The sequence below is a fragment of the Acinetobacter rathckeae genome, from assembly GCF_015627125.1.
Lineage (GTDB): Bacteria > Pseudomonadota > Gammaproteobacteria > Pseudomonadales > Moraxellaceae > Acinetobacter > Acinetobacter rathckeae.
The window spans coordinates 570,561-597,143 of record NZ_VTDO01000001.1; the positions used below are offsets into that span (position 1 = coordinate 570,561).

27 protein-coding genes and 1 other RNA gene are annotated in these 26,583 nt (G+C 39.2%); 9 read left to right on the top strand and 19 right to left on the bottom strand.

Annotated elements, in window-relative coordinates; all coding sequences use genetic code 11:
• Positions 1 to 49 precede the first annotated feature (49 nt).
• Entirely contained in the window at positions 50 to 925 is an 876-nt protein-coding gene (locus I2F31_RS02775) for a YbgF trimerization domain-containing protein (RefSeq protein WP_195767903.1), read from the bottom strand.
• Between the two features lie 226 nt (positions 926 to 1,151).
• Between I2F31_RS02775 and ffs the strand changes: the two genes are divergently transcribed.
• Positions 1,152 to 1,248: signal recognition particle sRNA small type (gene ffs, locus I2F31_RS02780), an RNA gene on the top strand.
• A 14-nt stretch (positions 1,249 to 1,262) separates the two neighbouring features.
• Here ffs and I2F31_RS02785 read toward each other — a convergent pair.
• The 4 genes from I2F31_RS02785 to I2F31_RS02800 all read right to left on the bottom strand — a co-directional run bounded on the left by I2F31_RS02785 (position 1,263) and on the right by I2F31_RS02800 (position 4,117).
• Positions 1,263 to 1,772, bottom strand: coding sequence for a regulatory protein RecX (locus I2F31_RS02785; protein ID WP_195773410.1), 510 nt, complete (start codon positions 1,770 to 1,772; stop codon positions 1,263 to 1,265).
• Positions 1,773 to 1,841: 69 nt separating this feature from the next.
• Positions 1,842 to 2,879, bottom strand: coding sequence for a recombinase RecA (gene recA / locus I2F31_RS02790; RefSeq protein ID WP_195767901.1), 1,038 nt, complete (start codon positions 2,877 to 2,879; stop codon positions 1,842 to 1,844).
• A 145-nt stretch (positions 2,880 to 3,024) separates the two neighbouring features.
• The gene (locus I2F31_RS02795) at positions 3,025 to 3,450 is read right to left on the bottom strand and encodes an RNA-binding S4 domain-containing protein (RefSeq protein WP_195773411.1); all 426 of its coding nucleotides are present in this window, start codon (positions 3,448 to 3,450) and stop codon (positions 3,025 to 3,027) included.
• A complete protein-coding gene (locus I2F31_RS02800; protein ID WP_195773412.1) occupies positions 3,434 to 4,117 on the bottom strand; it encodes an HAD-IA family hydrolase in 684 nt (227 codons plus the stop codon). The genes I2F31_RS02795 and I2F31_RS02800 overlap by 17 nt, the downstream gene beginning before the upstream one ends.
• A 137-nt stretch (positions 4,118 to 4,254) precedes the next feature.
• Here I2F31_RS02800 and I2F31_RS02805 point away from each other — a divergent pair, with 137 nt between their 5' ends.
• Both I2F31_RS02805 and I2F31_RS02810 read left to right on the top strand, forming a co-directional pair.
• Positions 4,255 to 5,100 carry a 3'(2'),5'-bisphosphate nucleotidase CysQ family protein gene (locus I2F31_RS02805; RefSeq protein WP_228285045.1) on the top strand — a complete coding sequence of 282 codons (846 nt, stop codon included), beginning with the start codon at positions 4,255 to 4,257 and terminating at the stop codon, positions 5,098 to 5,100.
• Between the two features lie 38 nt (positions 5,101 to 5,138).
• Positions 5,139 to 5,849, top strand: a complete 711-nt coding sequence (locus I2F31_RS02810) for a histidine phosphatase family protein (protein ID WP_195767898.1) — start codon at positions 5,139 to 5,141, stop codon at positions 5,847 to 5,849.
• A 55-nt stretch (positions 5,850 to 5,904) separates the two neighbouring features.
• Here I2F31_RS02810 and rpsT read toward each other — a convergent pair whose 3' ends face one another.
• A complete protein-coding gene (gene rpsT / locus I2F31_RS02815; protein WP_092747128.1) occupies positions 5,905 to 6,174 on the bottom strand; it encodes a 30S ribosomal protein S20 in 270 nt (89 codons plus the stop codon).
• A gap of 373 nt (positions 6,175 to 6,547) precedes the next feature.
• On the opposite strand from rpsT, the gene mfd reads away from it, so the two are divergent.
• The 3 genes from mfd (at position 6,548) to I2F31_RS02830 (ending at position 12,070) form a co-directional block, all read left to right on the top strand.
• Entirely contained in the window at positions 6,548 to 10,012 is a 3,465-nt protein-coding gene (gene mfd, locus I2F31_RS02820) for a transcription-repair coupling factor (RefSeq protein ID WP_195773463.1), read from the top strand.
• A gap of 124 nt (positions 10,013 to 10,136) precedes the next feature.
• Positions 10,137 to 10,571 carry an HIT domain-containing protein gene (locus I2F31_RS02825; RefSeq protein ID WP_195768151.1) on the top strand — a complete coding sequence of 145 codons (435 nt, stop codon included), beginning with the start codon at positions 10,137 to 10,139 and terminating at the stop codon, positions 10,569 to 10,571.
• A 47-nt stretch (positions 10,572 to 10,618) separates the two neighbouring features.
• On the top strand, positions 10,619 to 12,070 hold the full coding sequence (locus tag I2F31_RS02830) for an adenylate/guanylate cyclase domain-containing protein (protein WP_195773413.1): 1,452 nt from the start codon (positions 10,619 to 10,621) through the stop codon (positions 12,068 to 12,070).
• A gap of 33 nt (positions 12,071 to 12,103) precedes the next feature.
• Here the strand turns inward: I2F31_RS02830 and fdx are convergent, their stop codons facing one another.
• The 8 genes from fdx to I2F31_RS02870 form a co-directional block, all read right to left on the bottom strand.
• On the bottom strand, positions 12,104 to 12,442 hold the full coding sequence (gene fdx, locus I2F31_RS02835) for an ISC system 2Fe-2S type ferredoxin (RefSeq protein ID WP_195767896.1): 339 nt from the start codon (positions 12,440 to 12,442) through the stop codon (positions 12,104 to 12,106).
• Positions 12,443 to 12,451: 9 nt separating this feature from the next.
• Entirely contained in the window at positions 12,452 to 14,317 is a 1,866-nt protein-coding gene (gene hscA, locus I2F31_RS02840) for a Fe-S protein assembly chaperone HscA (protein ID WP_195767895.1), read from the bottom strand.
• Between the two features lie 32 nt (positions 14,318 to 14,349).
• Entirely contained in the window at positions 14,350 to 14,862 is a 513-nt protein-coding gene (gene hscB / locus I2F31_RS02845) for a Fe-S protein assembly co-chaperone HscB (RefSeq protein ID WP_195767894.1), read from the bottom strand.
• Positions 14,863 to 14,941: 79 nt separating this feature from the next.
• Positions 14,942 to 15,262 (bottom strand): iron-sulfur cluster assembly protein IscA, encoded by a 321-nt coding sequence (gene iscA, locus I2F31_RS02850; protein WP_195767893.1) that lies wholly within the window; start codon positions 15,260 to 15,262, stop codon positions 14,942 to 14,944.
• A 25-nt stretch (positions 15,263 to 15,287) separates the two neighbouring features.
• Positions 15,288 to 15,674 carry a Fe-S cluster assembly scaffold IscU gene (gene iscU, locus I2F31_RS02855; protein ID WP_195767892.1) on the bottom strand — a complete coding sequence of 129 codons (387 nt, stop codon included), beginning with the start codon at positions 15,672 to 15,674 and terminating at the stop codon, positions 15,288 to 15,290.
• 70 nt (positions 15,675 to 15,744) lie between these two features.
• Positions 15,745 to 16,962 carry an IscS subfamily cysteine desulfurase gene (locus I2F31_RS02860; protein WP_195767891.1) on the bottom strand — a complete coding sequence of 406 codons (1,218 nt, stop codon included), beginning with the start codon at positions 16,960 to 16,962 and terminating at the stop codon, positions 15,745 to 15,747.
• 1 nt (position 16,963) lies between these two features.
• A complete protein-coding gene (locus I2F31_RS02865; protein WP_195767890.1) occupies positions 16,964 to 17,437 on the bottom strand; it encodes an Rrf2 family transcriptional regulator in 474 nt (157 codons plus the stop codon).
• Positions 17,438 to 17,547: 110 nt separating this feature from the next.
• Complete coding sequence (locus tag I2F31_RS02870; protein ID WP_195767889.1) at positions 17,548 to 18,195, bottom strand: hypothetical protein; 648 nt, start codon at positions 18,193 to 18,195, stop codon at positions 17,548 to 17,550.
• Positions 18,196 to 18,654: 459 nt separating this feature from the next.
• Here I2F31_RS02870 and I2F31_RS02875 point away from each other — a divergent pair, with 459 nt between their 5' ends.
• The 3 genes from I2F31_RS02875 to I2F31_RS02885 all read left to right on the top strand — a co-directional run bounded on the left by I2F31_RS02875 (position 18,655) and on the right by I2F31_RS02885 (position 22,353).
• On the top strand, positions 18,655 to 18,927 hold the full coding sequence (locus tag I2F31_RS02875) for an HU family DNA-binding protein (RefSeq protein WP_195767888.1): 273 nt from the start codon (positions 18,655 to 18,657) through the stop codon (positions 18,925 to 18,927).
• A 131-nt stretch (positions 18,928 to 19,058) separates the two neighbouring features.
• On the top strand, positions 19,059 to 20,924 hold the full coding sequence (locus I2F31_RS02880; RefSeq protein WP_195773415.1) for a SurA N-terminal domain-containing protein: 1,866 nt from the start codon (positions 19,059 to 19,061) through the stop codon (positions 20,922 to 20,924).
• 409 nt (positions 20,925 to 21,333) lie between these two features.
• Positions 21,334 to 22,353 (top strand): 3-deoxy-7-phosphoheptulonate synthase, encoded by a 1,020-nt coding sequence (locus I2F31_RS02885; RefSeq protein WP_195767886.1) that lies wholly within the window; start codon positions 21,334 to 21,336, stop codon positions 22,351 to 22,353.
• 38 nt (positions 22,354 to 22,391) lie between these two features.
• Here the strand turns inward: I2F31_RS02885 and gcvH are convergent, their stop codons facing one another.
• The 5 genes from gcvH to cysT form a co-directional block, all read right to left on the bottom strand.
• The gene (gene gcvH, locus I2F31_RS02890; protein ID WP_195767885.1) at positions 22,392 to 22,766 is read right to left on the bottom strand and encodes a glycine cleavage system protein GcvH; all 375 of its coding nucleotides are present in this window, start codon (positions 22,764 to 22,766) and stop codon (positions 22,392 to 22,394) included.
• Between the two features lie 92 nt (positions 22,767 to 22,858).
• Positions 22,859 to 23,782: a CysB family HTH-type transcriptional regulator gene (locus I2F31_RS02895; RefSeq protein ID WP_195767884.1), complete on the bottom strand. Its 924-nt coding sequence runs from the start codon at positions 23,780 to 23,782 to the stop codon at positions 22,859 to 22,861.
• 18 nt (positions 23,783 to 23,800) lie between these two features.
• A complete protein-coding gene (locus tag I2F31_RS02900) occupies positions 23,801 to 24,865 on the bottom strand; it encodes a sulfate/molybdate ABC transporter ATP-binding protein (protein ID WP_195767883.1) in 1,065 nt (354 codons plus the stop codon).
• 12 nt (positions 24,866 to 24,877) lie between these two features.
• On the bottom strand, positions 24,878 to 25,750 hold the full coding sequence (cysW, locus tag I2F31_RS02905) for a sulfate ABC transporter permease subunit CysW (RefSeq protein ID WP_195767882.1): 873 nt from the start codon (positions 25,748 to 25,750) through the stop codon (positions 24,878 to 24,880).
• Complete coding sequence (gene cysT, locus I2F31_RS02910) at positions 25,750 to 26,580, bottom strand: sulfate ABC transporter permease subunit CysT (RefSeq protein WP_195767881.1); 831 nt, start codon at positions 26,578 to 26,580, stop codon at positions 25,750 to 25,752. The genes cysW and cysT overlap by 1 nt, the downstream gene beginning before the upstream one ends.
• Between the last annotated feature and the right edge of the window lie 3 nt (positions 26,581 to 26,583).

A 26,583-nucleotide genomic window follows, 5' to 3' on the forward strand; every position in this document is an offset into this window, starting at 1 on the left:
CTTTTAACACAAAAAAAGACGAGTCATATGACTCGTCTTTTTTTGTGTTTTAGTTAGTTTTAAAATAACCAGCTTCTTTGGATTTTGGATATTTAGTTAAAATCAGCTGTTTGTATGTTGTTGCTAGGGTAGAGTTATGGTCAACCTCTTTTGCAATACTATAGAGCTGATACAACGCACGAGAGGCTTTATCTGATTCTGGATATTGTTTGGCAACAATCTCATAATTCTTTTTCGCGGCGGTATAATTTGAAGGCGTTACTGCAAGGTTAAACTCTGCTAGCCAAAAGTGGGCATTTCCAGTGTAGATACTTTTAGGGTAGTGTTTAATAAAGTCTTGCATCGGTGCAATCGCTTTCTTTGCACCACCTTGTTTATATGCCTCTAGGGCAAGGGTGTAAGCTTCTTTTTCGGTTAACTCGGTTTTCTTTGTTTCAGTTGTGTTCTCTGCGGTATTATTGGGTGCTACTTGGTTTGTACTGTTAGTTTTACTGGTTGTAGGCGTTGGGGGGGTATTGGCAGTATTTGTTGTCGGCGGTGTTGCCACAGGTGGTGTGGTTGGTTGTTGTGTTTGTTGTTGCTCATCGACTTTTTGTTGCAGTAGCTGTAAACGTTGATCTAAATCTGCATAGTGATTTTCTAAATCTTTTTTCAGCTGTTGTATGGTATTTTCATGCTCTTCAATCGTACCGCGTAAACGACGGACTTCTTCCTCTAACTTCTCACTTTTTTGCATGAGTTGCCAGTTAATATTTACCGGTGCTGCATTGTTGTCTGTGGTAGACGCTGTATTGTTGGTCGCAGTTGTTGGTAAAGATGCTGTGGTGTTTTGGCTCAAAGAGACATTTTCAATAGGTATGGCTGCATACGACATAGAACAACTGAGCAGTGCGATAAAAGCATAATTGTATTTTGATAATTGCATAAAATAGACTCAATTTAAAATTTACCCATATATAACAAGGTGATTGTTAGATTTGAGGGTCATATGTATTAAGAAGATGTTTTATAGTTTAAGCATTTTTTTTCTTGGGGTATATGATTTTAAGTGATTTATTAGTAATCAAACACACTCGATTTGTATGAAAAAACATATTTTTGACTTGTGTGGATTAAAAAAACCTCTATACTTGTCGTTGTGATGGTGATCCTACTGGTTATCTCGCAATTGTACCCTGTGAACCCCGCCAGGACCGGAAGGTAGCAACGGTAGCAGATGTGCGATGTGCCGAGTTTTTGCTAGTAGGGTTGCCTCCATTTATTTATAAGTCTTCAAAATCCTCCGTTCGCATTTCAATGACTTTAAAAATAATATCTAAGCTATATCCTCTATACTGTAAAAATCTCACTTGCTTGGCTTTAATTTTAGGGTCAGTTGCAATCTCTTGCCCAAACTTTCTGACTTTTAGTGCGTATGCTTCAGCAAGCCAATTGGTCGACTCTAACTGATCTTCAATAAATTGTAGGTCTACAGATTTTTGTTGTATTTTTTGTTTAATACGTTGAGGACCTTGTCCTTTGCTTAGCTGACTTCTAAACATTTGTTGCGCATATCGTTCATCATTTTGGTAATTATACTCAATCATTTGTTCAACAATGGCCTGTACTTCATTTATATCTTCTGCATATTGCTGTAATTTTTCTGTAAGCTCTGCTTTAGAATACTCTTTGCGGCCAAGTAATCTATAGGCGTAGGCACGTAATTTTGCACCTTTTAGTTTTGGTAGCTCGGTATTTGGGTTTTTGGTTTGAAATTGGCGATTTTTATACATGATTTTACAGTCAAAGCAGTTGGATATGAAAAAACCGAGCAATAGATGCTCGGTTTCGGTTTAGATGATCTACTCATCTAAAGGGGCTATTTCATCTTCTGTTTCTTCGGTCACAGTGACTTTTGTAAGTAGCTCAGCACGAATTTTTGCTTCAATTTCGGCAGCAATACTTGGGTTTTCTTCAAGATAACGTATGACGTTATTTTTACCTTGACCAATTTTTCCATCTTGGTATGAGTACCAAGCACCTGCTTTTTTCACAATGTTTTGTTGTACCCCAAGGTCAACAATTTCACCGAGGTGGTTGACACCTTTACCATATAAAATTTGGAATAAAGCCTCTCTAAATGGAGGTGCCATTTTATTTTTTACCACTTTAATCTTGGTTTCTGAACCAATAATTTCATCGCCTTCTTTTACTTGGCCAGCACGGCGAATATCTAAACGTACAGAAGCGTAGAATTTGAGTGCATTACCACCTGTTGTGGTTTCAGGGCTACCAAACATAACACCAATTTTCATACGGATTTGGTTAATGAAAATCACCATACAGTTTGAGCGTTTTGCATTCCCTGTAATTTTACGTAGTGCTTGGCTCATAAGGCGTGCTTGTAAGCCCATATGAGAGTCACCCATTTCACCTTCAATTTCTGCACGTGGGGTAAGGGCAGCGACTGAGTCGACAACAATCATATCGACTGCACCAGAGCGTACCAACATATCTGCAATTTCTAATGCTTGCTCACCATGGTCTGGTTGCGAAACCAATAGGTTGTCAATATCTACACCAAGTTTACGTGCATATTGTGGGTCTAGGGCATGCTCAGCATCAATAAACGCACATGTACCACCTGCTTTTTGGCACTCAGCAATGGCTTGTAGGGTCATAGTGGTTTTACCAGATGACTCAGGGCCATAAATTTCAACAATACGTCCTTTAGGTAGACCACCTATGCCAAGCGCAATATCTAGCATTAATGAACCTGTTGAAATTGCTTCAACCGCTTGCACAGTGTTACTGCCTAATCGCATGACTGAATTTTTACCAAATTGCTTTTCAATTTGTGCCAGTGCTGCAGTTAAGGCTTTGCCTTTATTTTCGTCCATGTGAAGACCTCAAAATAATAAATATGATTGATAACCCAGGTGGACGTTTGAGTACATCTTGATTCCACGAAGGCTATATTGACAGGTTTGTTAAATTTCTACTAGTAAGTTTTTATTTGGTGCGACAGTTTATGTCGTACTATTTTCATTGATAGGTCCATTGTTCATCATGACTTTGTTTAAACTTATGAATTTGGCGACGGTCTTTTTTATTTGGTCGATGATCTGGTTTAGCTAAGTTGTCTAGTTTTCGCTGAGATGCAAGAAGCTCCCGACGTGCAATACTCACCGCAGTTTCTTCATATAATAATTGTGCTGTGGGGGCAGGGCCACGTTGGTTGGATAACCCTTGAACCACAACAGTTTTTTTATCTGAACCTTGTTGTATGGTGAGTTCTAAGCCAACGTGGACTTCTTTAGATACTTTAACTCGCTCAAATAGGTGATGTACTTTACCGCCTTCAATGGCTGTTTTAGCTAGGCTACGTGTTTTAAAAAATCGTGCAGCCCATAGCCATTTATCAATACGCATACGTTCTATATGATGTGTAGATTCAGTGACTTTTTTCATCGTGTTCCTTTAATGGTTTTGGCAGGAATTTGAGGAGATCGGTGAGTTGGTCTAGCATAGGGTAATGATGTGTTGCTGTTATTGTTCGTGTACTCGAAGGTTGTGTAATGCTCCATAAGTGCTTCAGGCCAAATTGCTCAGCCTGCTGTAGTACGGCTGCTGTGTCATCTATAAAGACGCTACTTTTGATGCAAAACGGCAGGTGTGTATGTAATGTATGCCAAAACTGAGCATCTTCTTTGGCATAGCCAATGTCTTCACTGCTAATAATATGTTTAAAATAATGCCCAATCTGGGTTTTTTCAAGCTTAAGATTTAAGGTTTTTATATCTGCATTGGTCACAAGCCAGCACTCATGGCCCTGTTGTGTCAGTTCGGTGAGTAGTTCAGTACAGTACGGTCGAGTAGCGATATGTTTGGCATGCTGTCTGTGTATCTCTACAACATCGAGTTGTAATTTTTTTGACCAGAATTGGGTCGAATACCAAGACAGTGTATGTTTGTATTGTTGATGATATTGGTGCATCAGGTGATGAATGTCGTTGTCACTACATGAATGTGTTGAGACGTAGTATTCAGGGACTTTAACGTTCCAAACGAAGTCATCATAAGCGAGGTCAAGCAATGTGCCGTCCATATCAAACATATAAATTTGTTTTAACATCATGCTCATATTTCAAAAAATAGACTAAATTATGGCATGTTTTATGTTAAGAAAGCCACGCTTTGGGTTTTTCTAGCAGTGATGACTGTATTTTTAAGCAAGATGTATTGTAGATTAGCTTTATTTATTAGAATTTTATCATGATGTTTAAACAGAGTATTGCTCCAAAAGATGAACTGTTTGCAGAAATTATCTTGCTTATGGGTGAAGCAAACCAAATATTAAGACAGCAATTTCAACTGTTTTTAAATCATAGCGATACCTTTAATATACAACAAAAAGCAGACCAGTCCGCCGTGACACAGGCAGATTTTAGTGTACATGCATATTTATCAAAGGCATTGCAAAGCTTGAGCGAGAAGTATCCTGTGTTGTCAGAAGAGGGAATACATAATGAACGGCAGGCATGGGATGCCTTTTGGTTATTAGACCCATTAGATGGCACAAAGGAGTTCTTGGCAAAGCGACCTGAATTTACCATTAACTTAAGTTTGGTTAAACATGGAAAAACAGAGCTAGGCATTATTTCTGTTCCCGAAGAAAATTGTCTTTATATTGGTTATGTTGGACAACTGCCTTTTAAATATGACTTTTCAAACTATACGTGGTGGCGATATGAAAAATCAAATATAGATTTAGCTGATCAACCTTTACGTGTTGGTGTGAGTCATCATAGTGACTCTAAGCAAATGCAAGACTTTTTACAACGACTAGAAAAGATTAAGCCACTGCAAGTCATCCGTGCTGGAAGTGCTTATAAGTTTTGTTTGATGTTAGAAGGTAAAATTGATATTTATCCCAGATTTCATCCAACATGTGAGTGGGACACCAGTGCGGGGCAATGCCTTTTAGAAAGTGTGGGTGGTGGATTGTGGTCTCATACACAAGTGCCATTTACTTATAATCAAAGGCAAAGTTTACTGAATGGAAACTTTATTGCCTTTACGCAGATGCAATATGCACACAATGCATTTCAGTGTGTGTAAATTTATAGCCTGTATTGATTCTAACTGAGGAGCAAAGGATGACTTTAGCAAAACTCCCTGCAAACATGCTTGATGCGATTGCTTTGCTACCTAAAGATATACCTGTGGTATTGCTGACCAGACACTCGATTCGAGAAGTGGTCGAGGGACAGGGCTTAGCAGGCTATGATTTACAATTGACCGAAGAGGGCGTGGCTTTAGCACAAGCGTGGGGTGCATATCTAGCTACAGAGGTGACTATTGTGAGTGCAAATACTAGTCCAATACAACGTTGTGTAGACACAAGTCGGCATATGCTCACTGGTGCAGGAAAAAATGTATCTGCTGATTTAAAACAGGTGTGTAACCCATTGTTGGTTGAGCCTGGAAGTTTTGTCGTTGATTTAAAAAAAGCATCGCCCTCATTTAAAAAATATGGTGCTTTAGGCTTTGTGAACGCTTTTCTAAACAATCAAGTTGAAGGCATGAAGTCTGTACGTCAAGGCGTGTTCGATATTTTGGCAGATTTATATCAGTTAAGCCAACACCGTTCTGGTATGCATTTAGTAGTCACTCATGACACCATTATGGCGGTTGCTTATGCATATTTAAAACAAATAAAAGTGTTAGAGCAAAGTGATTGGCCACAGATGATGGAGGGCATGTTTATTTGGTTTGAAGGTACAACATTTTTAGACAGTGATTTAGTTTGGGTGTGGCGAGGCCAAAAGCATTGTGTAAGTGTTTCTGGCCTATTTAAAGCCAAATAGAACATATAGACATAAAAAAGCCTCCTTTATAGGAGGCTTTTTTACTTAATGCAAATTAGTTAGAAGCAAGTGCTTTAACTTGTGCATTTAAGCGGCTCTTATGACGAGCAGCTTTGTTTTTGTGGATAATGCCTTTGTCAGCCATGCGGTCGATTACAGGAACTGCTTTTTTGTAAGCATCTGTAGCAACAGCGTAGTCACCAGAAGCAATCGCACTTAACGTACGTTTTAAGTAAGTACGAACCATTGAACGCAAGCTTGCGTTGTGTTTACGTGCTTTCACGTTTTGACGTGCACGTTTTTTTGCCTGAGCAGAGTTTGCCACTCTTGCACTCCTTGAATTAGATTGGTCTGGGCGGGCTGAAACAAAACCGAAACTACACAGTTCCCCTTAAACCAGCCCGTAAACAAGTGCGATATTGTGATGAATCATAGCGATTAAGTCAACCCTTATTCGGTCAGTGATCGCCTGTGTTTACTTCAAAATGTGCAAATATACCTAGAAAGGTGATGAATTTATCTGTCTTGTCTTTTTTTTATGCATTTGATAGGGCGTACGCTTTTAGAAACGGTGCAGTGTTAAATTTGTATTTAGCCTAAGCAAATTTATGCTCTCAATTTAAGAACATAACAAGCGAGATAATACATGTTAATATCTCACTTTATGAAAATGCAGATGATGTCTTGAGTCTATGTTTATTTTTGAAAAAGAAATTGCAACCCTAGGTTTAGATCAGTTAAAACACAAACAAAAACGTTGGGTAGGTGGTGTATCTGGTTCAGCAGCCAGTTTATTACTGACGGAAATTTTAGCAACACACAAGAAGCAGCTTTTTGTCGTAGTCGCCAAAAATACGCAACACCTTGTACAGTTAGAGAGCGAACTGGCATTTTATGGTGTACAAGCTTTTGTATTTCCAGATTGGGAAATCTTGCCTTACGACCGTTTATCACCGCATCAAGACATTGTTTCTGAGCGTTTGGCAATCTTGTCAAATATGCCAAATAGCGGTGTATTATTGCTCACAGCTTCAACATTTTCGCAACGTGTTGCACCAACCTCTTGGTTATTGGGTGAGCATTTTGATATTCAGCTTGGTGATCATTTTGATTTAGAAACGCAAAAAAAGCGTTTGATTCAAGCAGGGTACCACTTGGTTGATTCTGTATATGACCACGGCGAATTTGCAGTACGTGGTAGCATCATGGACATCTATGCATCAGGTCAAACACAACCAATACGTATAGACTTATTTGATGATGAAATTGAAACACTTAAGTTTTTTGATCCAGAAACACAGCGTACCACAGAAAACCTAACTGAGTTTCGTGTGTTGCCTGCCAAAGAATTTCCGCTTAAAGAGGGGCGAGCGAATTTTCGTGAGCGTTATGCCCAAAGCTTTCCACGCTCAAACAGTAAGAAAAATCCATTTTATCAAGATATTCTCGAAGGTATTTCATCGCCAGGGATTGAGTTTTACTTTCCGCTCTTTTTTACTGAAGAAGCCATGCTAGCAGATGGTTATGTCTCATCGTATCTTCCAAGTCATGCAGTTGTCATTACACATGATGGACTAGATGCTGACTTATTACATTTTTGGCAAGATACCTATAGACGTTATGAAGACCGTAGACATAACCTAGATCAGCCAATTCTTGCCCCTGAACAGCTGTTTTTACAGCCAAATCAGGTGCTTGAGCATATGAATACCTTTCGTCGAATTGAAATGTCTGAGTCTTTAGTTGCTGATAAGTCTGGGGTTGTGAATTTAACGGCACAACCACCAAAAAAACTGGCAGTAGACATTAAAAAACAACAACCTTTTGCTGAGCTGAGTCAATTTATTGTGTCACAAATAGCCAAGGTATTGGTTGTGGCAGAAACAGCAGGTCGTAGAGAGTCACTGAAAGATGCTTTACGCCCACACTTGGGGGAAATAAAACAAACACAGTCATATCACGATTTTATAAAAAACAAAACAAAACTTGCGATTACTCATGCACCGTTAGATCGTGGTTTGGATGTGCCTGAGCGTTTGGTGGTGATTTCTGAAAACCAACTATACGAACATCGAGTCATGCAACGCCGTAAGAAAAGGCAACAAGAGGTTTCTGAAGAGTTTTTAATTAAAAGTTTAACGGAGCTGAGTATTGGTTCGCCAATTGTGCATATAGATCATGGTGTTGGACGCTATGCAGGGCTTGTATTTTTAGAAATTGATGGTCAAGAACATGAATTCTTACAGCTAAACTATGCAGGCGAGGCAAAAGTATATGTACCAGTATCAAACCTACATTTAATTAGTAGATACAGCGGTGGCGACCCAGATTTAGCACCATTGCATAAGTTAGGTACAGATGCTTGGAGTAAAGCAAAGCGCAAAGCATTAGAGCAAATACACGATGTGGCTGTTGAGTTATTACATGTGCAAGCCCGCCGTCAGGCGAAACCAAGCTTTGCGTTTAAAGTAGATGATACGGCATACCATTTATTTGCTAACTCATTTTTATATGAAGAGACCTTAGATCAAGCCAATGCCATTGAAATGACCTTGCATGATATGCAACAACCAAAACCAATGGATCGTTTGGTATGTGGTGATGTTGGTTTTGGTAAAACAGAAGTAGCTATGCGAGCTGCATTTGTTGCGGTTGAAAATGGTAAGCAGGTGGCAGTACTGGTACCGACAACGTTGTTGGCACAGCAACATTATGAATCCTTTAAAGATCGTTTTGCCGACTGGCCTGTACGTATAGAGGTACTTTCTCGTTTTGGCTCAAACAAAACGCATCAAAAAACCATTCAAGATTTGGCTGATGGTCAAGTCGATATTGTGATTGGCACACATAAAATTTTACAAGATCATATTGTATTTAAAAACTTAGGTTTGATGGTGGTCGATGAAGAGCATCGTTTTGGTGTGCGTGATAAAGAGCGTATAAAAGCATTGCGTGCCGATGTAGATATGCTCACGCTCACAGCAACACCCATTCCACGAACTTTAAATATGTCATTTAGTGGTATGCGTGATTTATCTATTATTGCTACGCCACCTGCACGCCGTTTAGCAGTTAAAACATTTGTACAAGAGCAGACCAATGCCACTGTTACAGAAGCAATTTTGCGTGAGTTGCTACGTGGTGGACAAGTTTACTTCTTGCATAATGAAGTGGATAGCATTGAACGTACTGCAGAAAATATTCGTAACTTAGTCCCAGAAGCCCGTGTTGCTGTGGCACATGGGCAAATGCGTGAACTTGAGCTTGAGCAAGTGATGCAACAGTTCTATCACAAAGAACATAATGTTTTAGTTTGTTCGACCATTGTAGAAACAGGGATTGATGTTCCCAATGCCAATACCATTATTATTGAACGTGCCGATAAATTGGGTCTCGCACAGTTACATCAGTTACGTGGTCGTGTTGGGCGTTCGCATCATCAAGCGTATGCTTATCTTTTAGTGCCATCGATTAAGGGGTTAAAGGGCGATGCTGAAAAGCGTTTAGATGCCATACAACGAGCTACGCACTTGGGTGCCGGCTTTATGTTGGCCACTGAAGACTTGGAAATTCGAGGTGCAGGTGAGTTACTCGGTGAAAAACAAAGTGGTTCAATGCAAACCATTGGCTATAGTTTGTATATGGAAATGCTTGAAAAAGCGACCAAAGCGGTACAAAAAGGTAAAACAGCCAATTTTGATGCACCACTGAATTTAACCGCAGAGATTAATTTACATCTTCCTGCTTTGATTCCAGACAGTTATTTGGGTGATGCGCATCAGCGGTTACTTTTTTACAAGCGTATTAGTAATACCAGTACGCTAGATAAGCTAAACCATATCCGTATGGAGTTAATTGATCGTTTTGGTCTATTGCCTGATGCTGTAAAGCAGTTGTTTGCAGTACATGAGATTCGCTTGGCTGCTGAACAATTAGAAATTAGTAAGATTGATATTGCAGCACAAGGTGGGTATTTGGAGTTTTCACCTACAACACCTGTACAAGCGATTACTATTATTCAGCTTATGCAAAAGCAACCAACCCATTTTAGAATGGAAGGTGGGCAACGCTTGAAAATATCTGTTAATCTGACTGATTACGCACAGCGTATTGCTTTTATTAAAGATTTGCTACAAAAGCTACAACAGAGTCTAACGAGCTAATTAAATTGTTGCTAAAGACAGCACTCTATTGGGCAAATATTGTCATAAATAGGGTGCTTAGATATTCACAATAGCATCTATATGTTAATATGAAGCAACTTCTACTGTCATGATCTATAAAGATATGTTTAGTTTACATCCACAGTTAGCCCAAGATACCTTTTTTGTTGGTGACTTTCCGTTATCAACATGCCGATTAGTCAATGATATGCAGTTTCCTTGGTTGATTCTTGTGCCAAGAGTACCAGGCATTACTGAATTATATGAGTTAAGCCAAGCAGACCAAGAACAATTTTTAAGAGAGTCTAGTTGGTTGTCTAGCCAATTATCAAAAGTATTTCGTGCAGATAAAATGAATGTGGCGGCGCTTGGTAATGTTGTACCGCAATTACATTTTCATCATGTTGTTCGCTATCAAAATGACACTGCATGGCCAAAACCTGTTTGGGGTTTAAATGCTGTACCGTATAGCAGTGAAGTGTTATCGCATATGCGTCAAACACTGATGCTTGCTTTACGTGGGCAAGGTGACATGCCGTTTGATTGGCGTATGGACTAATTGGTATAAGATAGAATCAATACACTGGTTGCATAGGCGTGTTATAGATGCTGTTTGATCGTATTTCAATGAATAGGTTTGCTATAGAATGCGTTTATCGTGCAATTGCATATACGATACTTTCTGTGGGTGTACTCATCTATTATACAGATGAGCCTATGCGTTTGATGTATTGGACCGTACCCATTGCCAGTGTGATCTTATTATCCATATCCATTAAAGCATTTTACTATTTAAAATATAAAATTAATGAAGCATCTGCACGACAATGTATTTTTGTATTAGATGTTGTCGTGGCTGCATTGGCGATTGCATCTGTACATTTTTCATTGGTTTTTAGTTTACTGTTAATTATTAGCCTGATTTTTATTGGTAATAGTTTTAAATCATCATTTATAACCACTGTAGTTGTGTGTGCCATAGGGATTATCACAAGCTACTTAGCTAGTATTTTTATCTTTGGGTTTCAAAATTATTTTAATTTAAATGATATCCGACTGGTGCTCTATAGCTTTTCCTGTTTCTTGTTGTTTTTAGGTTCCGCATTTTATTTTTATAAAAACTACTTAGAGCATGTTAAAAAAACTAAACATTATTACCAAGAACAAATGGACCGTTATGTCCAGTTTTCTACGCAGCTAAGTCGCTACGCGCCTAAACAATTGTGGCAGTCGATTATGAGCGGTGAAACCCAAGCTAAAATTGAATATAAACGAAAAAAAATGACCATTTTCTTTTCAGATATTCAAGGTTTTACTGAGCTTGCAGAAAACTTACCGCCTGAAGAGTTGGCATTTTTATTGAATGATTATTTAGGGCATATGACTGAAATTGCCAAAAAATATGAAGCAACATTAGATAAGTTTGTTGGCGATGGAATCTTAATTTTCTTTGGTGACCCTCACAGTAATGGTTTAGAACAAGACGCTAAAAAGTGTATTGAAATGGCACTGATGATGCGTCAGCAAATGCATGTATTGCGTGAACGATGGTTTAAAATGGGATTTCCTGAGTTACATATTCGTATGGGAGTAAGTACAGGGTATTGTCACGTTGGAAATTATGGTTCAGATTATCGCATGTCTTATACCGTAATTGGTCATAATGTAAATCTAGCATCTCGCTTGCAGGCTGTTGCAGATATTGATGAAATTCTGGTGGCAGATAGTACATACAACTTAGTAAAAGACCAATTTATTTGTATTCCAAAACAGCCTATGCAGTTGAAAGGAATGCAAAACTCAATGAATACATGGCAGATTTTAGAGAAATACACAGGTAACACTGCCGATATGCAACAATGGTTTGACTATAATTACAAAGGCTTTCATTTATTATTAAATTTAGAAGAAATACAGCATTATGAACATGTAAAGCTGATTGATATTTTAGAAAAAATGACAGCAACGCTTAAAACCCAAAAGCGTATGACAACTAATCAAGGTGTTGCTAAATTGACTTTAAGTGATGAAGTGGTTGAAATCTTAGATAAAGAGTAAATGCTTAGTCACTCTAAGCATTTACTCAGAGTCTTAATGACCTTCTGATGCGTGATTGATGGTGTATTTCGGAATTTCTACTTCTAAATCTTCATCTATAACTTTAACCTGACAAGATAAGCGAGAATCTGGTTCAAGACCCCATGCACGGTCAAGTAGATCTGCTTCTACATCATTCATTTCATCTAGGCCATCAAACCCTTTACGAATTACAACGTGGCAGGTTGTACATGCACATGACATATCACAAGCATGTTCAATTTTTATGCCATGTTCATGTAAGCTAGCACACAAGTTGCTGTTTTGTTCAACTTCAAACTCTGCACCTTCTGGGCAAAACTGTGCATGAGGAAGGACTTTAATACGTGGCATATCGGTTACCTATTTAGTACTTGGGGTGGACCAGTCATCAAGTTTAGTGCCTTTGAGGGCGTGGTCAATATGGCGGTTCATACGTAAAGCAGCAAATTGATCACTATGTTGCTTTAACTGTTTCACAGACCTTTCGATGTGATCAATATCATCACCTTGTAACGCCGTGCTTAGTTCTTGTTGAACCTGCTGTAGCTTTAACAACTGTGTTTCATTGAGCAATCGAGCATCTACAGTCAGTGCTTGAGTGAGTGCTTCAAGCTCACGCTCTGCTTCCATTTTGGTTTCATGCAAGTGGCGAAGGTGCTTGTCTTCTTCTGCATATTTATAGCCATCGAGTAGTAGGCGTTCCATATCTGCATCAGATAGACCATAAGAAGGCTTAATGTCAATCTTTGCTTGCGTACCCGATGTTGTTTCTTGTGCTGATACAGAGAGTAAGCCGTCTGCATCGACTTGGAAGGTCACTTCAATACGTGCTTGACCGGCTGTCATAGGCGGAATGCCATGCAGAACAAATTGACCAAGCGATCTACAATGTTCTACTAAGTCGCGTTCACCTTGTAGTACATGTATGAGCATGGCCGTTTGACCATCTTTATAGGTGGTAAACTCTTGCTTACGTGCAATTGGAATGGCTGTATTACGAGGAATAATACGCTCAACCAGTCCCCCCATGGTTTCTAAACCTAGAGAAAGTGGTGTCACATCGAGCAATAAGGCTTGATCTTTACTGTTGCCAATCAGTTGGTCGGCAGTCATTGCTGCCCCAATTGCGACAACTTCATCTGGGTTGATACTGCACAGTGGTGTTTGATCAAATAGCTGTTCTACAGCATCTTGTACAGCATATGAGCGGGTAGAGCCACCTACTAATACCACATGTTTAATATCTGAAAGCTCAAGCTTGGCATCTCTGAGTACACGCTTACATACATGTAAGGTACGGTCTAAAGCTGGCTGTATAATTGTTTCAAATGTTGCTCTATCTAATGTAACAATCTGGTCAGCGATGTTAATAGTGACTTCTGGTTGATTCGAGAGTGCTTCTTTTGCTTTTTTTGCAGCTGTTATGAAGTTTGCATTGGTTGAATTGTCTATGCTTTCAATATTTAGCTGTTGTTTGAGCCATTTAACAATGAGTCTATCAAGATCATCACCACCTAAAGCTGTATGCCCACCCGTGGCTAGAACCTCAAATACGCCTTGTGAAAAGCGTAAAATAGAGACGTCAAATGTACCACCACCTAAATCATAAATGACATAGTTTTGATCAAGTTCTAGCTTAGTGTTTTGATCTAAACCGTAAGCTACAGCTGCTGCTGTAGGTTCATTGAGTAAGCGTAGTACATTGAGGCCTGCTAATTGTGCGGCATCACGAGTGGCTTGTCTTTGTGCTTCATCAAAATAGGCAGGTACTGTGATTACAACGCCTTGAATGTCTTGAGCGACGCTTTCTTCTGCTCTCGCTTTCAGCTGTTTAAGTAGATCAGCTGAAATTTCAACAGGTGTCTTTTGACCAACGGCTGTTTGAAATGTTGGCATGTCTTGTGCTGTACCCACCAATTGATATGGGTGCTGAAACTTAATATCGGCTTGAGAGCGCCCCATAAAGCGTTTTACCGAGGTAATGGTGTTGCTTGGATCATTGACTAAAAATGCTTGTGCAGCGTAACCATACGAAACACTTTCAGTGCTATAGTGCACGACAGATGGAAGCAATACATGGCCATTTTGGTCGGGTAGTACGTGTGCTTTGCCTGACCTCATGGTTGCCACTAAAGAGTGGGTTGTTCCTAAGTCAATACCGATTGCGATACGGTGTTGATGTGGGTCGCTTGATTGTCCGGGCTCTGCAATTTGCAAAAGGGCCATGTGTTAAAAATCCTTGATAAGTGTAAAGTGAGTTAGAAGTCGTCATCTAAATTGATTTGATGATCGAGGATATCTTCTTCTGCTTTATCTATATCGTTTAAAACTTTTTGGAAAAACTGTAACTTTCTAACGCTGTCTTGAGCATCTAACCACTGTTGTTGGGAAAACTGCGTGTTAAATGCATTGGTTAGGCTGTCAACGTGTGAGCCAACTTCTTTTTTTAGTTGATTCAGTTGTTCTACCGAGGCTGCCTCATCAAGCATTTCTCTTAACTCTAATGCAGACTGTAAAAAATCTAAGTCGTGAATAGATTGATCAAGATTCTGGTCTTGTTGTTGCAACTTTAAGAGGTAGCCTGCACGTGAGTCGACATAAAAAAGGGTTTTATACGCTTGGTTAATTTCACTCGATTGAATGAGTGCAAGGTTTTTATCTTTTGCCTGATCTGGGTGATATTGCTGTTGTAACTTCAGAAAATTAGCTTTGAGTGTAGTTAAATTAAGCTCTAATTGTTCAGGAAGATCAAACTGTTGAAAATAGTTCATACGTCATCGCCATAAAAAGCTAAAAACGGTGAAACACCGTTTAAAGAACATTGCAAAAGAGTGAGCGTTTATTTCAGGCTTAAACTGTGAATGATTCACCACAGCCACATTCCCCTTTTTTATTGGGGTTGTTAAACTCAAAACCTTCATTTAAACCATTTTTCACGTAGTCCATTTCTAGACCACTCAAATAAACAAGGCTTTTAGGGTCGATAAAAACTTTTACCCCAAAGTGCTCGAATATTTGGTCGTGTTGATCTATGTCATCGACAAACTCGAGAACATAAGCAAGCCCTGAACACCCAGAAGTTTTCACCCCAACACGAATGCCTTCGCCTTTACCACGATTTGTAATGTAATTGCGAATGTGTGTTGCAGCACTTTCGGTTAAGTAGATCATGAAAACTCCGCCAGTGGGTAAGGTGTTAAACGCTAGATTTCTTGGTACGAAAATCTTCAATTGCAGCTTTAATTGCATCTTCTGCAAGTACTGAACAGTGTACTTTTACAGGAGGAAGGGCAAGTTCTGTTGCAATGTCAATATTTTTAATGGCTTGAGCTTCATCGAGTGTTTTGCCTTTTAGCCATTCTGTCACTAAAGAGCTTGAAGCGATTGCTGAACCACAGCCATACGTTTTAAAACGTGCTTGTTCAATAATGCCATCATCACTTACTTGAATTTGTAAACGCATGACGTCACCACATGCAGGTGCACCCACCATACCTGTACCTACGTTTGCTGCATTTTTATCTAATACACCCACGTTTCTTGGGTTTTCGTAATGGTCAATTACTTTGTCGCTATACGCCATGATATTTCTCCTAACCTGGGTGTTACCTAAGTTTTGCAATATATGTTATGAAATTGAAAGATGGGTGAGATTAGTGCTCAGCCCACTCAACCGATGAAAGGTCAATCCCGTCTTTGTACATATCCCAAAGCGGAGATAAATCACGTAACTTCTCAACAGCTGATTTTGTGATGGCAATCACATGGTCAATCTCTGCTTCAGTGGTATATTTACCAAAACTAAAACGAATTGAGCTATGTGCGAGTTCATCAGATAAACCAAGTGCTCGAAGTACATAAGATGGCTCTAGTGTTGCAGACGTACATGCTGAACCACTTGATACAGAAATATCTTTAAGTGCCATCATGAGTGATTCGCCTTCAACAAAGTTAAAGCTCACGTTTAGATAGTTTGCAACATTATAAACAGGATGGCCGTTTAAAAATACTTGCTCTAGGTCTTGTAAACCATTCCAAAGACGGTCACGTAAAACACGTAGTCTTTCTTGTTCAGCCACCAGATTTTTACCTGCAAGCTCAAATGCTTCACCCATACCTACAATTTGGTGAGTTGCAAGTGTGCCTGAACGCATACCACGTTCGTGTCCACCACCATGCATTTGTGCTTTTAAACGCACACGTGGTTTACGGCGTACATAGAGTGCACCAATGCCTTTAGGGCCATATATTTTGTGTGCAGAAAAGCTCATTAAGTCGACTTTAAGTGTACTTAAATCAATGTCTACTTTACCTGCCGCTTGTGCTGCATCAACATGGAAAAATGTTTTGTTGGCACGGGTCAGTTCGCCAATAGCAGCGACATCAGTGATCGTACCAAGTTCGTTATTTACCATCATCAGTGACACTAAAACTGTATCTGGGCGTAATACTTTAGCAACCATATCTGGAGTAATTAAACCCGTTTTTGGTTCAGGTTCAATATACGTAATTTCAAAACCTTCTGACTCAAGCTCACGACAGGTATCTAAAATTGCTTTGTGTTCAATTTTACTGGTAACAATATGCTTACCTTTTTGTGAGTAAAATTGTGCAATACCTTTAAGTGCAAGGTTATCTGCTTCAGTTGCACCAGAAGTCCAGACAATCTCACGAGGGTCAGCTTTCACAAGGTTGGCAACTTGCTCTCTTGCGTACTCTGCTTTTTCCTCAGCTTGCCAACCATGGGCATGTGAGCGTGAAGCAGGGTTACCAAAAGTACCATCAAAGGTAAGACATTCCATCATGCGTTCCGCCACGATAGGGTCTACTGGTGTTGTTGCTGCATAATCAAGATAGATTGGACGTTTCATGTTAAATACCTGTCGCCTGTAAGGTGGCTGAATCAAGATGTGCTGATTTTTGGCGGATAGCTACAGTTTGTACATTCTTTGCAGATGTAAGGTCAGCGAGCGATATCTTTGCTAAATAATTTTCAATATGGTTTGACAAATCATGCCAAAGGTCGTGTGTAAGGCACATTGCACCATTTTGACAATTGCCTTGATGGTCACAACGTGTTGTATCGACGGTCTCATTTACAGCTTCGATCACTTCTAATACTGTGATTTCATCTGCACTTTTCGCAAGGTGATAGCCACCGTTTGCACCACGTACACTAGATACGAGGCCGTTGCGTTTGAGTTTAGCAAACAGTTGTTCCAAGTAAGCCACTGAGATAGTCTGACGGGTTGCTATTTCAGTCAGTGTAATGGTTTTATCTGCTGGTTGTAACGCAAGATCTAAAAGGGCAGTCACTGCGTAGCGACCGCGAGTTGTTAGGCGCATGACTCGATACACATATTTAAGACTAGATAGTACAATTTTAAGAATCCTGACTAAAATAGTCAAGTTTTAACTCATATAAAAATGATGACGGTATTTATAGGCCAAAATTTTTAATGAACATGGCTATATATTAACGCAATAATTAAGCTTAATGTAATGATAAAAAAGATAATATTAATTCTTTTTTGCGATGATTGAATGTGTCGAACACGATTTTTTAGCTGTTTGTTTTCTACATATAAGTGATTGATTTTAGCACGTTGTTGGTCGATTTTCTCTAATAAAGCAGATGTGCGCAGTGGTGAGCTTGTAGTGTCTTTTTTATGGCTAGGTGTGAAAATCCATTTTTTCCAATCGCTACCAAGGTGAGGAAGCGATAAAGAAATAAGGAAATCTCTGAGTTGATCTTTAGTCGTTGCATCTTCAGTATAAATTTTTATGCCATAAATGCTTCTTTTATTGCCCAAGGCCAATGCCTGAACATAGCCAAAAATTGTACTGCTGATTTCTAGCGTTGTTTTTTGCTCTGGTGTATTTAGGTTAAAGAGTAAGCCTTTGTTTGTGAAGCTGACATAAAAATTGAAGTAGGGAATATAGCAATTTACTTTGAGCACAATATTGTTACTTACAAATGGTTGAGCTTGTTGCTGTACCATATTGTCATGTTTGAAAACAAAGCTGTAGAACGTTTCTAAGCCAATCATGAGTGTTTCAAGTAAGAAAGAAAGTAATTTTTTTTCTTCTGTTGGTGTTTTCATGATTGGGAGTCCTCAATAAAGTGGCGTTATATACAATGAAAGTGTATTTATGTTTGTCTTATGACTTCATATTCGTCAAGATTTACTTTAGCCACTTAAAAGCTGATTTATATTGGCTATCTAAAATAGATCAAAAGTCAAAATCTAGCAAGGACATGCCATCTATTGCTGAATTGTTGCATACTTCTTATGCATGTTCTTGAGGTGTAAGCATGTCTCTATAGATGTTTGCTTTTGTTGGTATCTGGTGCCACTTTGGGCAAAGTAAACTGATGAAAAGCAGATGTTTTGACAAAAAATATGTGTTTTCGTGCTTTTTTTGTTTTTTTAAAATTAAAAAGTATGAAAAGCCATAGCTGAGTCTTGCCTTTTGCCCCAAAGCATTGATATAAAGGCACTGAGGCAAGAGATAGAACATGACTAGATCTTAAATAGACCATACTAGAGGACATAATCTTCATGAATAAATCAGAGTTAATTGATAACATTGCACAAAATGGGGGATTGTCAAAGGTTGATGCTGGTAAAGCACTTGACGCAACGATTGCTTCAATTACAAAAGCATTACAAGAAGGCGATGCGGTAACGTTGGTTGGCTTTGGTACGTTTGCGGTAAAAGAACGTGCAGCACGTACAGGCCGTAACCCTAAAACTGGTGAAGAGTTACAAATTAAAGCGAGCAAAGTGCCAAGCTTTAAAGCAGGTAAAAGCCTAAAAGATGCGGTTGCTTAATTACAACTTGCATAAAAGCGCGCCTGAAGGCGCGTTTTTTTATTCACACTCATAAATAAATCTGGCGTAATACATGCATTGATGGTGTTATTTCAGTTAGAATTGCAGACAAATAAGATATTGGAATACAGATGGAATCGTTTCGTAAACTGATTAAAGGTTGGTTAGGTATTGTATTACTTGTTTTATTCCTAATTCCTTTGGCACTTGTGGGTATTGAAGGCTATTTTAGTGGATCAAACAAGGGAGATGTTGCTAAAAAAGTCAATGGTCAAGCCATTTCAAATAAAGAACTTGATGAGTTGGTGAAATCTTACCAACAACAGTACTTACAGTATGTTCAAGGAGATGAATCTCTTTTGAACACAGGTGTTATTAGAGAGTCAGCGCTTAATACTTTAATTGCTAGAACATTACTTTTACAGCAAGCTGGTAAACTCGGTATTCAAATGAGTGATACTCAATTTGTACAAATGTTATCTCAGCTCCCTGACTTTCAAGTCAATGGTAAGTTCAGTAATGAAGTATTTGGAAATTACTTACGTAGCCGTGGTATTACTAAAGAGGCATTGTTGGCAAATTTACAGCAAGATCATGCTTTGAAAATGCTCACTGCTACAGCATCAAGTTATGCTTTAACCAGCAAACAAGGTGTTGAAAACTTTGTTAACCTACAATCTGAACAACGAGAGCTGTATTTATCAAGCATTAAATTAGATGAGTACAAAAAAGGAATCACAATATCAAACCAAGATGTTGCGGATTACTATGAAAAGCATAAAGCTGAGTTTAGACGTAGTGCGTCTGTAGATGTAGACTATGTGGTGGTGAAGCCAAGCATGTTTACGCAAACAGCGCCAATAACAGATGCTGAGTTACAGCAAGCATATACGCAATATGTAGATGCACAAAAAAATAATGCATTGAAAAAAGTTCGTCATATTCTGATTACTAAAGATACCCGCAGTGACGCAGATGCACTCAAGTTGGCAAATGACGTTGAAGCTAAAATTAAAGCAGGTTTATCCTTTGCAGATGCGGCTAAACAATTTTCAGAGGATCCAACATCTAAATTGCAAGGTGGTTTAATCCAAGATTACCAAGCAGGAACATTGGGTTCAACTGAGTTTGATGATGCTGTAAAAGCATTAAAAGACAATACAATTTCTGCACCTGTAAAAACAAACTTTGGTTACCATATTATTGATGTGAAGACTGATGCTGTAAAAGTCGTGCCATTTGAGCAAGAAAAAGCAGCACTTCAAGCCAGTCTGGAAAAAAGTAAGCTTGCAAATGTGTATACAGATACTGTGAATAGCTTGAATGATGCTGCAGTGAATGCAGATGCTTTAGATGTAATTACACAGCAAGTAAAAACAGCTTCAATTCAAAGTGCTAAAAATGTGACTTTATGGACAAGCAATACTTATTTAAGTCAGCCTCTTGTTAAAGCAAAATTGTTTAATGATGATGTAAAAAATGGTGATCATAATATTTCAACGAGCATTGCTCTTGCCAATGGTGAAACGTTGTGGTTGAAAATACGTCGCTACTATCCAGAAGGTTTACAGACTTTAGAGCAGGCAACAGATGCCATTAAAGCAACATTGTTAAATAAAAAAGCAGCAGCGATTGCAACCGCAAAAATTGCAGCTACGCTAGAGGCCTTTAAAACACAGCCTGCAGCTGAAGTACTTGCTAAAAGTGCGATTAAGTTTGAGAAACCTGCATTATTTAGTCGTCAAAATCTGAAAAAAGATATTGCTGATGTTGCCTTTACGCAGCCTATACCTAAAGCAGGTATGTGGTCTGTAGGTACAGCAGATTTATCTGATGAACTCGTAATTGTGGCTGTATCTAAGGTTGATCGAGATGCATTTACTAAGCTCACACCAGAGCAAGTTCAGCAAGCAACAAAAGCCTATCAGCAACTTCATGGTGAGCAGGAATTGGCAGATTATATTGATTACTTAAAGTCAGTCGCAAAAATTAAGTAATTGATGCAAGTTAGGGTCACTGCTATGGCACGTCTATACAGTGACCTTAATTTTTTTGATTAGCACTTGTCAGCATAGAAAAAATAGCGTATTTTAAAATGAGATCATATTTATTTTGAAGACAATACATGACCTTATTGATGCAATCTGTTTTTTCATACGTATACTTTTGGCACTTTAGATAGTTGCCCCTATGCGTATGGGCAAAAGATAGGTTGCCCATCATATTTATAACCTGATTGGCAACAGCCAATCAGGTTTTTTTATGTCATTTTTTGGAGATTTCACATGGCTGACCAATTTAACTTTTACTTTATCTATAGCCAATTTTGCCTAGCACAAGATACTCAACATCAAATACGATCTTCCCAGAAATAAAGTAAGGGTTTCGACCCCCTAAGGATATAAAATGAATACTGTTGTTACTCCTGTTCAAGAACAAACGCTTCCTACACCACAGCAACTTAAAAAAGATTTGCCACTTTCTAGCACACTTAAAGCACAAATTACACAGCATAGACGTACTGTAGATGCCATTTTAGCGGGTCAAGATGACCGTTTATTGCTCATTATGGGACCCTGTTCGATTCACGACCCTGTTGCGGTTGTAGAATATGCGAAAAAATTACAAAAGCTACAATTAGAAGTGAAAGATCGTATTTTTATTGTGATGCGTGCTTATATTGAAAAGCCAAGAACAACAGTGGGCTGGAAAGGCTTTTTATATGACCCAATGTTAGATGGTAGTGCAAATTTAAAACAAGGGATTGAAAAGTCTCGTGCGTTGTATCTTGAATTGGTTGCGGCTGGTATTCCCATTGCGAGTGAAATTTTAAACCCAATGGCCACAGGCTATTTTGATGATTTAATTGCTTGGGGAGCGATAGGGGCAAGAACATCTGAGTCACAAATTCATCGTGAAATATCAAGTAGCTTGCCGTTTGCAGTAGGCTTTAAAAATGGTACAGATGGTTCCGTACAAATTGCATTAGATGCAATACAATCTGCTGCGGCAAAGCATGATTTCTTTGCCCTTGGGCAACACGGTGGGCCAGTACTCAAAAGTAGTTTAGGTAACCCATTTCCACACTTAATTTTACGTGGTGCAAATACGGGTACAAACTATGATGCACAATCTGTGCAAGTCATTAAAGAAAAAGTAGGTGAAAAAATGCCTGCTTTAGTGATTGACTGTAGCCATGGAAATAGTGGAAAAGACCCATTAAAACAACCTGCTATATTAAAGCAGATCGTTGCAGAAAGAGCTTTAACGCAAGTTAGGGGGGTCATGGTTGAAAGTCATTTGCTGGATGGTGCTCAGAAAATTTCAACCAATATGACTTATGGTCAATCTGTAACGGATGGCTGTTTGGGGTGGGAGAAAACCGAGCAGTTGGTGTTACAAGTCTATTCAGATTTATCTGCTTAAGTGAAGTGTAAAAAATACAGGCCGATTGGCCTGTATTTTTATAGTCCTGCTTCGTAGTCTGTACTCGATAGTAGGTTATCTATATCATTGATATTGTCTGGTTTTATTTTATAGATCCAACCTTTGCCGTATGGGTCATCATTAATAAAATCTGGGTCATCATCAAGGGTTTCATTGACTTCAACCACGGTGCCTGAAATAGGCATGTGAATGTCTGAGGCTGTTTTTACAGATTCTACAACACCTGTTTGGGTGGTTGCTTCAATATGTTGACCCACTTCAGGCAGTTCAACATAAACTAAATCACCTAGTGCATCTTGTGCATGGTCTGATATGCCTGTAATAACTAAATCACCTTCGACTTTAGCCCACTCATGTGTTGTGGCATATTTTCGATCTGCTGGGTGGTTCATAACAGTGTCCTATTTTATCTGAAGTTTTATTGTATCTTGAAGTGAAAAAACCTGCTAATGGTGATCAGCAGGTTTTTATCAATAAGCGTTCATTATTCATCTGGATAAGCGACTTTTTTAAGTGCTTTAATGTTGGCATCAGGTGAACACAAAGAAATAAAGTCGTATCCATAGCCACGAAGTAAGTGCCCTTTACGCACAGCAATCCACGTGGTGTTGATATCAAAGAGTGCTGTTTTTACTTGCGATAGGTGTATGTCACGCTCTTCATCATAAGCAATACTATTAATAATACCAATGCCCATGCCGAGTTCAACATAGGTTTTAATCACATCAGTGTCGAGGGCTGACATCACAATATCTGCATCTAAGTGTGCATCGACAAATGCTTGGTTGATTTTAGCTCGACCCGTAAAACCTTCATGGTAGGTGACAATCGGGTATTGTGCTAAATCTTCGAGTGTAATGTGATCAAGCTTTGTTAAAGGGTGATCTTTAGGGGTAATAATACTGTGTTGCCATGTGTAATATGGAATACCCGCAAGGTTGTCTTCAGTTGTGAGTGACTCGGTCGCAATACCAATATCTGCTTGGCCTTGTAGCAACATTTCTACAATTTCAGCAGGACTGGCTTGTTGTAAAACCAAGTGTACTTTAGGAAACTGCTTTTTAAATAAGTTGACAATAGGTGGCAAAATATAGCGTGCTTGCGTGTGTGTCGTTGCAATCGTGAGTGTGCCTTCATCAATTTTATTGAATTCATCGGCAAGTCGTTTAATGTTGTCTGCATCAATCAGCATACGCTCAACGACAGAAAGTAGAGCTTGTCCTGGCTCTGTAAGCCCAAGTATTCTTTTACCTTTACGAATAAATAGCTGTACACCAAGCTCATCTTCTAAGTCTTTAATGTGTTTACTTACGCCAGACTGCGAGGTAAATAGCGCTGCAGATGCCTCGGTCAAATTAAAATTTTGTCTGACCGTTTCACGAATAATACGTAACTGTTGAAAATTCATGGTGTTGTACTCTTATTGTTAGGTCACAGATGATGACTTGGTTTCAAACAGATGTAAATGCTTTGCAGTAATCCAAACCGTTTGGCCTGCACTGAGTGCTTGAGCATTGGCTTCTTCTGCCGATACAAAAATTTCAATGTGGTTGTTATTGCGATCTTCTAGTTCAGCCACAATTTTTCCTGCCACCCAAACATAACGTAAAAAAGTTGCTTCAATGGCATGATCTAAAGCAATGGTATGAATAAGCAGTTCATGTGGTCGAGCAAATGCAGTGACCGTGCTATTTTCATGGCTTGATGTTAATTGTAAGCTATCATTTCCGATGTGCAACACATTATTTTGTGCAGTACCTTCAAAGCGATTGGCCTGGCCAAGGAAGTCAAATACAAACGGGGTTTGCGGTTGTTGATAGACTTCACGTGGTGAACCAATTTGTTCAATATTGCCTTTATTCATGACCACAATTTTGTCTGCGACTTCTAATGCTTCTTCTTGGTCATGGGTCACAAAAATAGAGGTGATATGTAGCTCGTCATGTAAATGGCGTAACCAACGTCTCAGTTCCTTACGTACTTTGGCATCAAGTGCCCCAAAAGGTTCATCTAGTAATAGAACACGTGGCTCTACCGCTAACGCACGAGCAAGTGCAATACGCTGACGTTGTCCACCTGAGAGCTGTGAAGGGTAGCGATCAGATAAAAAGTCGAGTTGAACGAGTTCTAGCAGTTGGTGAACACGTTGTTTAATTTCTGCATCTGATGGGCGTGTCGATTTTGGGCGTACACGCAGGCCAAAAGCAACGTTTTCAAAGACTGTCATGTGTCTGAAAAGTGCATAGTGTTGGAATACAAAGCCAACTTGACGTTCTCGGACATGCGTTTTGGTGGCATCTGAGCCTTCAAGAATAATTTGTCCTGAATCGGCTTGTTCTAGCCCTGCAATAATTCGTAGTAAAGTGGTTTTACCACAGCCTGATGGGCCGAGTAGTGCCACGAGTTGGCCTTCTGGGAAATCTAAGCTAATATTGTTGAGAGCGTGAAAACTACCAAAATTCTTTTCGATATTTTTAACTTGAATACTCATTTTACATGCTCCCTATGTGTTGCTTGAATTGTTTTTTTCTTGGCTAACTTCGACCCATGTTTTAATAATAAGGGTAAGTATGGCTAAGAATGCGAGTAGTGATGCCACAGCGAAAGCGGCACTGTAGCTGTAGTCGTTGTATAAAATTTCTACGTGTAACGGTAGGGTGTTGGTTTCGCCACGGATATGACCCGAAACCACAGACACGGCACCGAACTCACCCATTGCACGGGCATTACATAAAATGACGCCGTAGAGCAAGCCCCATTTAATATTGGGTAGTGTGATTTTCCAGAAAGTTGTCCAACCCGATGCACCAAGTAAAATTGCGGCTTCTTCTTCCTCATTGCCTTGAGCTTGCATGAGCGGAATGAGCTCACGTGCTACAAAAGGCACAGTAATAAAAATGGTGGCTAAGACAATTGCAGGAACAGAGTACAGCACTTGAATATTATAGGTTTGTAGCCAACTACCTAACCAACCTTGAGTACCAAACATGAGTACTAACATGAGTCCTGCAATCACAGGAGAGACTGAAAAAGGTGTATCTATTAGCGTCGTCAGTAATGTTTTGCCTTTGAAGTTGAACTTGGCTACAGCCCATGCTGCAGCTACACCAAAAATAACATTTAAAGGAACGGCAATGGCTGCAGTCAGTAGTGTGAGTTTAACCGCAGAAAGTGTATCTGGTTCAACTAGAGCATTGAAGTAAACCTCAATGCCTTGTCTAAATGCTTCAACAAAGACTAAAACCAATGGCAAAATAAGCAAACCAAGAAAAACGATTAAACTCATGCTGAGTAAGATATTACGTACCCATGCTGGCTCACGTGTGGCATCTTTGCTTTGTAGTTGTTTGGCAAGATTTTGGTTAGAGCCACTCATTAGACATTTCTCCCTGTACGGCGTGTTGCCCAAGATTGGAAAATATTAATCAGCAACAAAATGCTAAAAGACAAAATGAGCATAATGACTGCAATGGTTGTTGCCCCTGCATAGTCATATTCTTCAAGCCGTGAAACAATCATCAGCGGTGCAATTTCAGTTTTATAAGGTTGGTTACCTGCAATAAAAATAACAGAGCCATATTCACCTACACCACGTGCAAAAGCGAGGGCGAACCCCGTAATGAGTGGTGGTAAAATAGTTGGAAAAATCACACGCCTAAAGGTTTGCCAACGTGTTGCACCGAGTGCCGAGGCAGCTTCTTCTAGTTCAGTTTCTAAGTCACTCAGCACAGGTTGAACTGTACGTACCACAAAAGGAATGCCAATAAAAATAAGTGCTAAGGTAATACCTGTAGAGGTATAAGCCACTTTAATACCCAAAGGTTCTAGGTATTGACCAACCCAACCTGTAGAAGCATATAGTGATGTAAGTGCAATCCCTGCGACTGCTGTTGGTAGTGCAAAAGGTAAGTCAATCAGCGCATCAATAATACGCTTGCCAGGAAAGGTATATCTGACTAAGCACCATGCTAACAGTAAGCCTAAAAAAACATTAATCAAAGCCGCAACAAAAGCCGTTGTAAAACTCAGCTGTAAAGCTTTTAGTATGCGTGTGTCTTGAATAATGTCTAGCAATCCGCTCCAGCCAATGCCGAATGATTTAATGAATACTGCTGACAAAGGTAAAAATACAATAATGGATAAATATAAGATTGTATAACCTAAAGATAAACCAAAACCTGGTAAAACAGCTTTGTTGTTACGCATGAT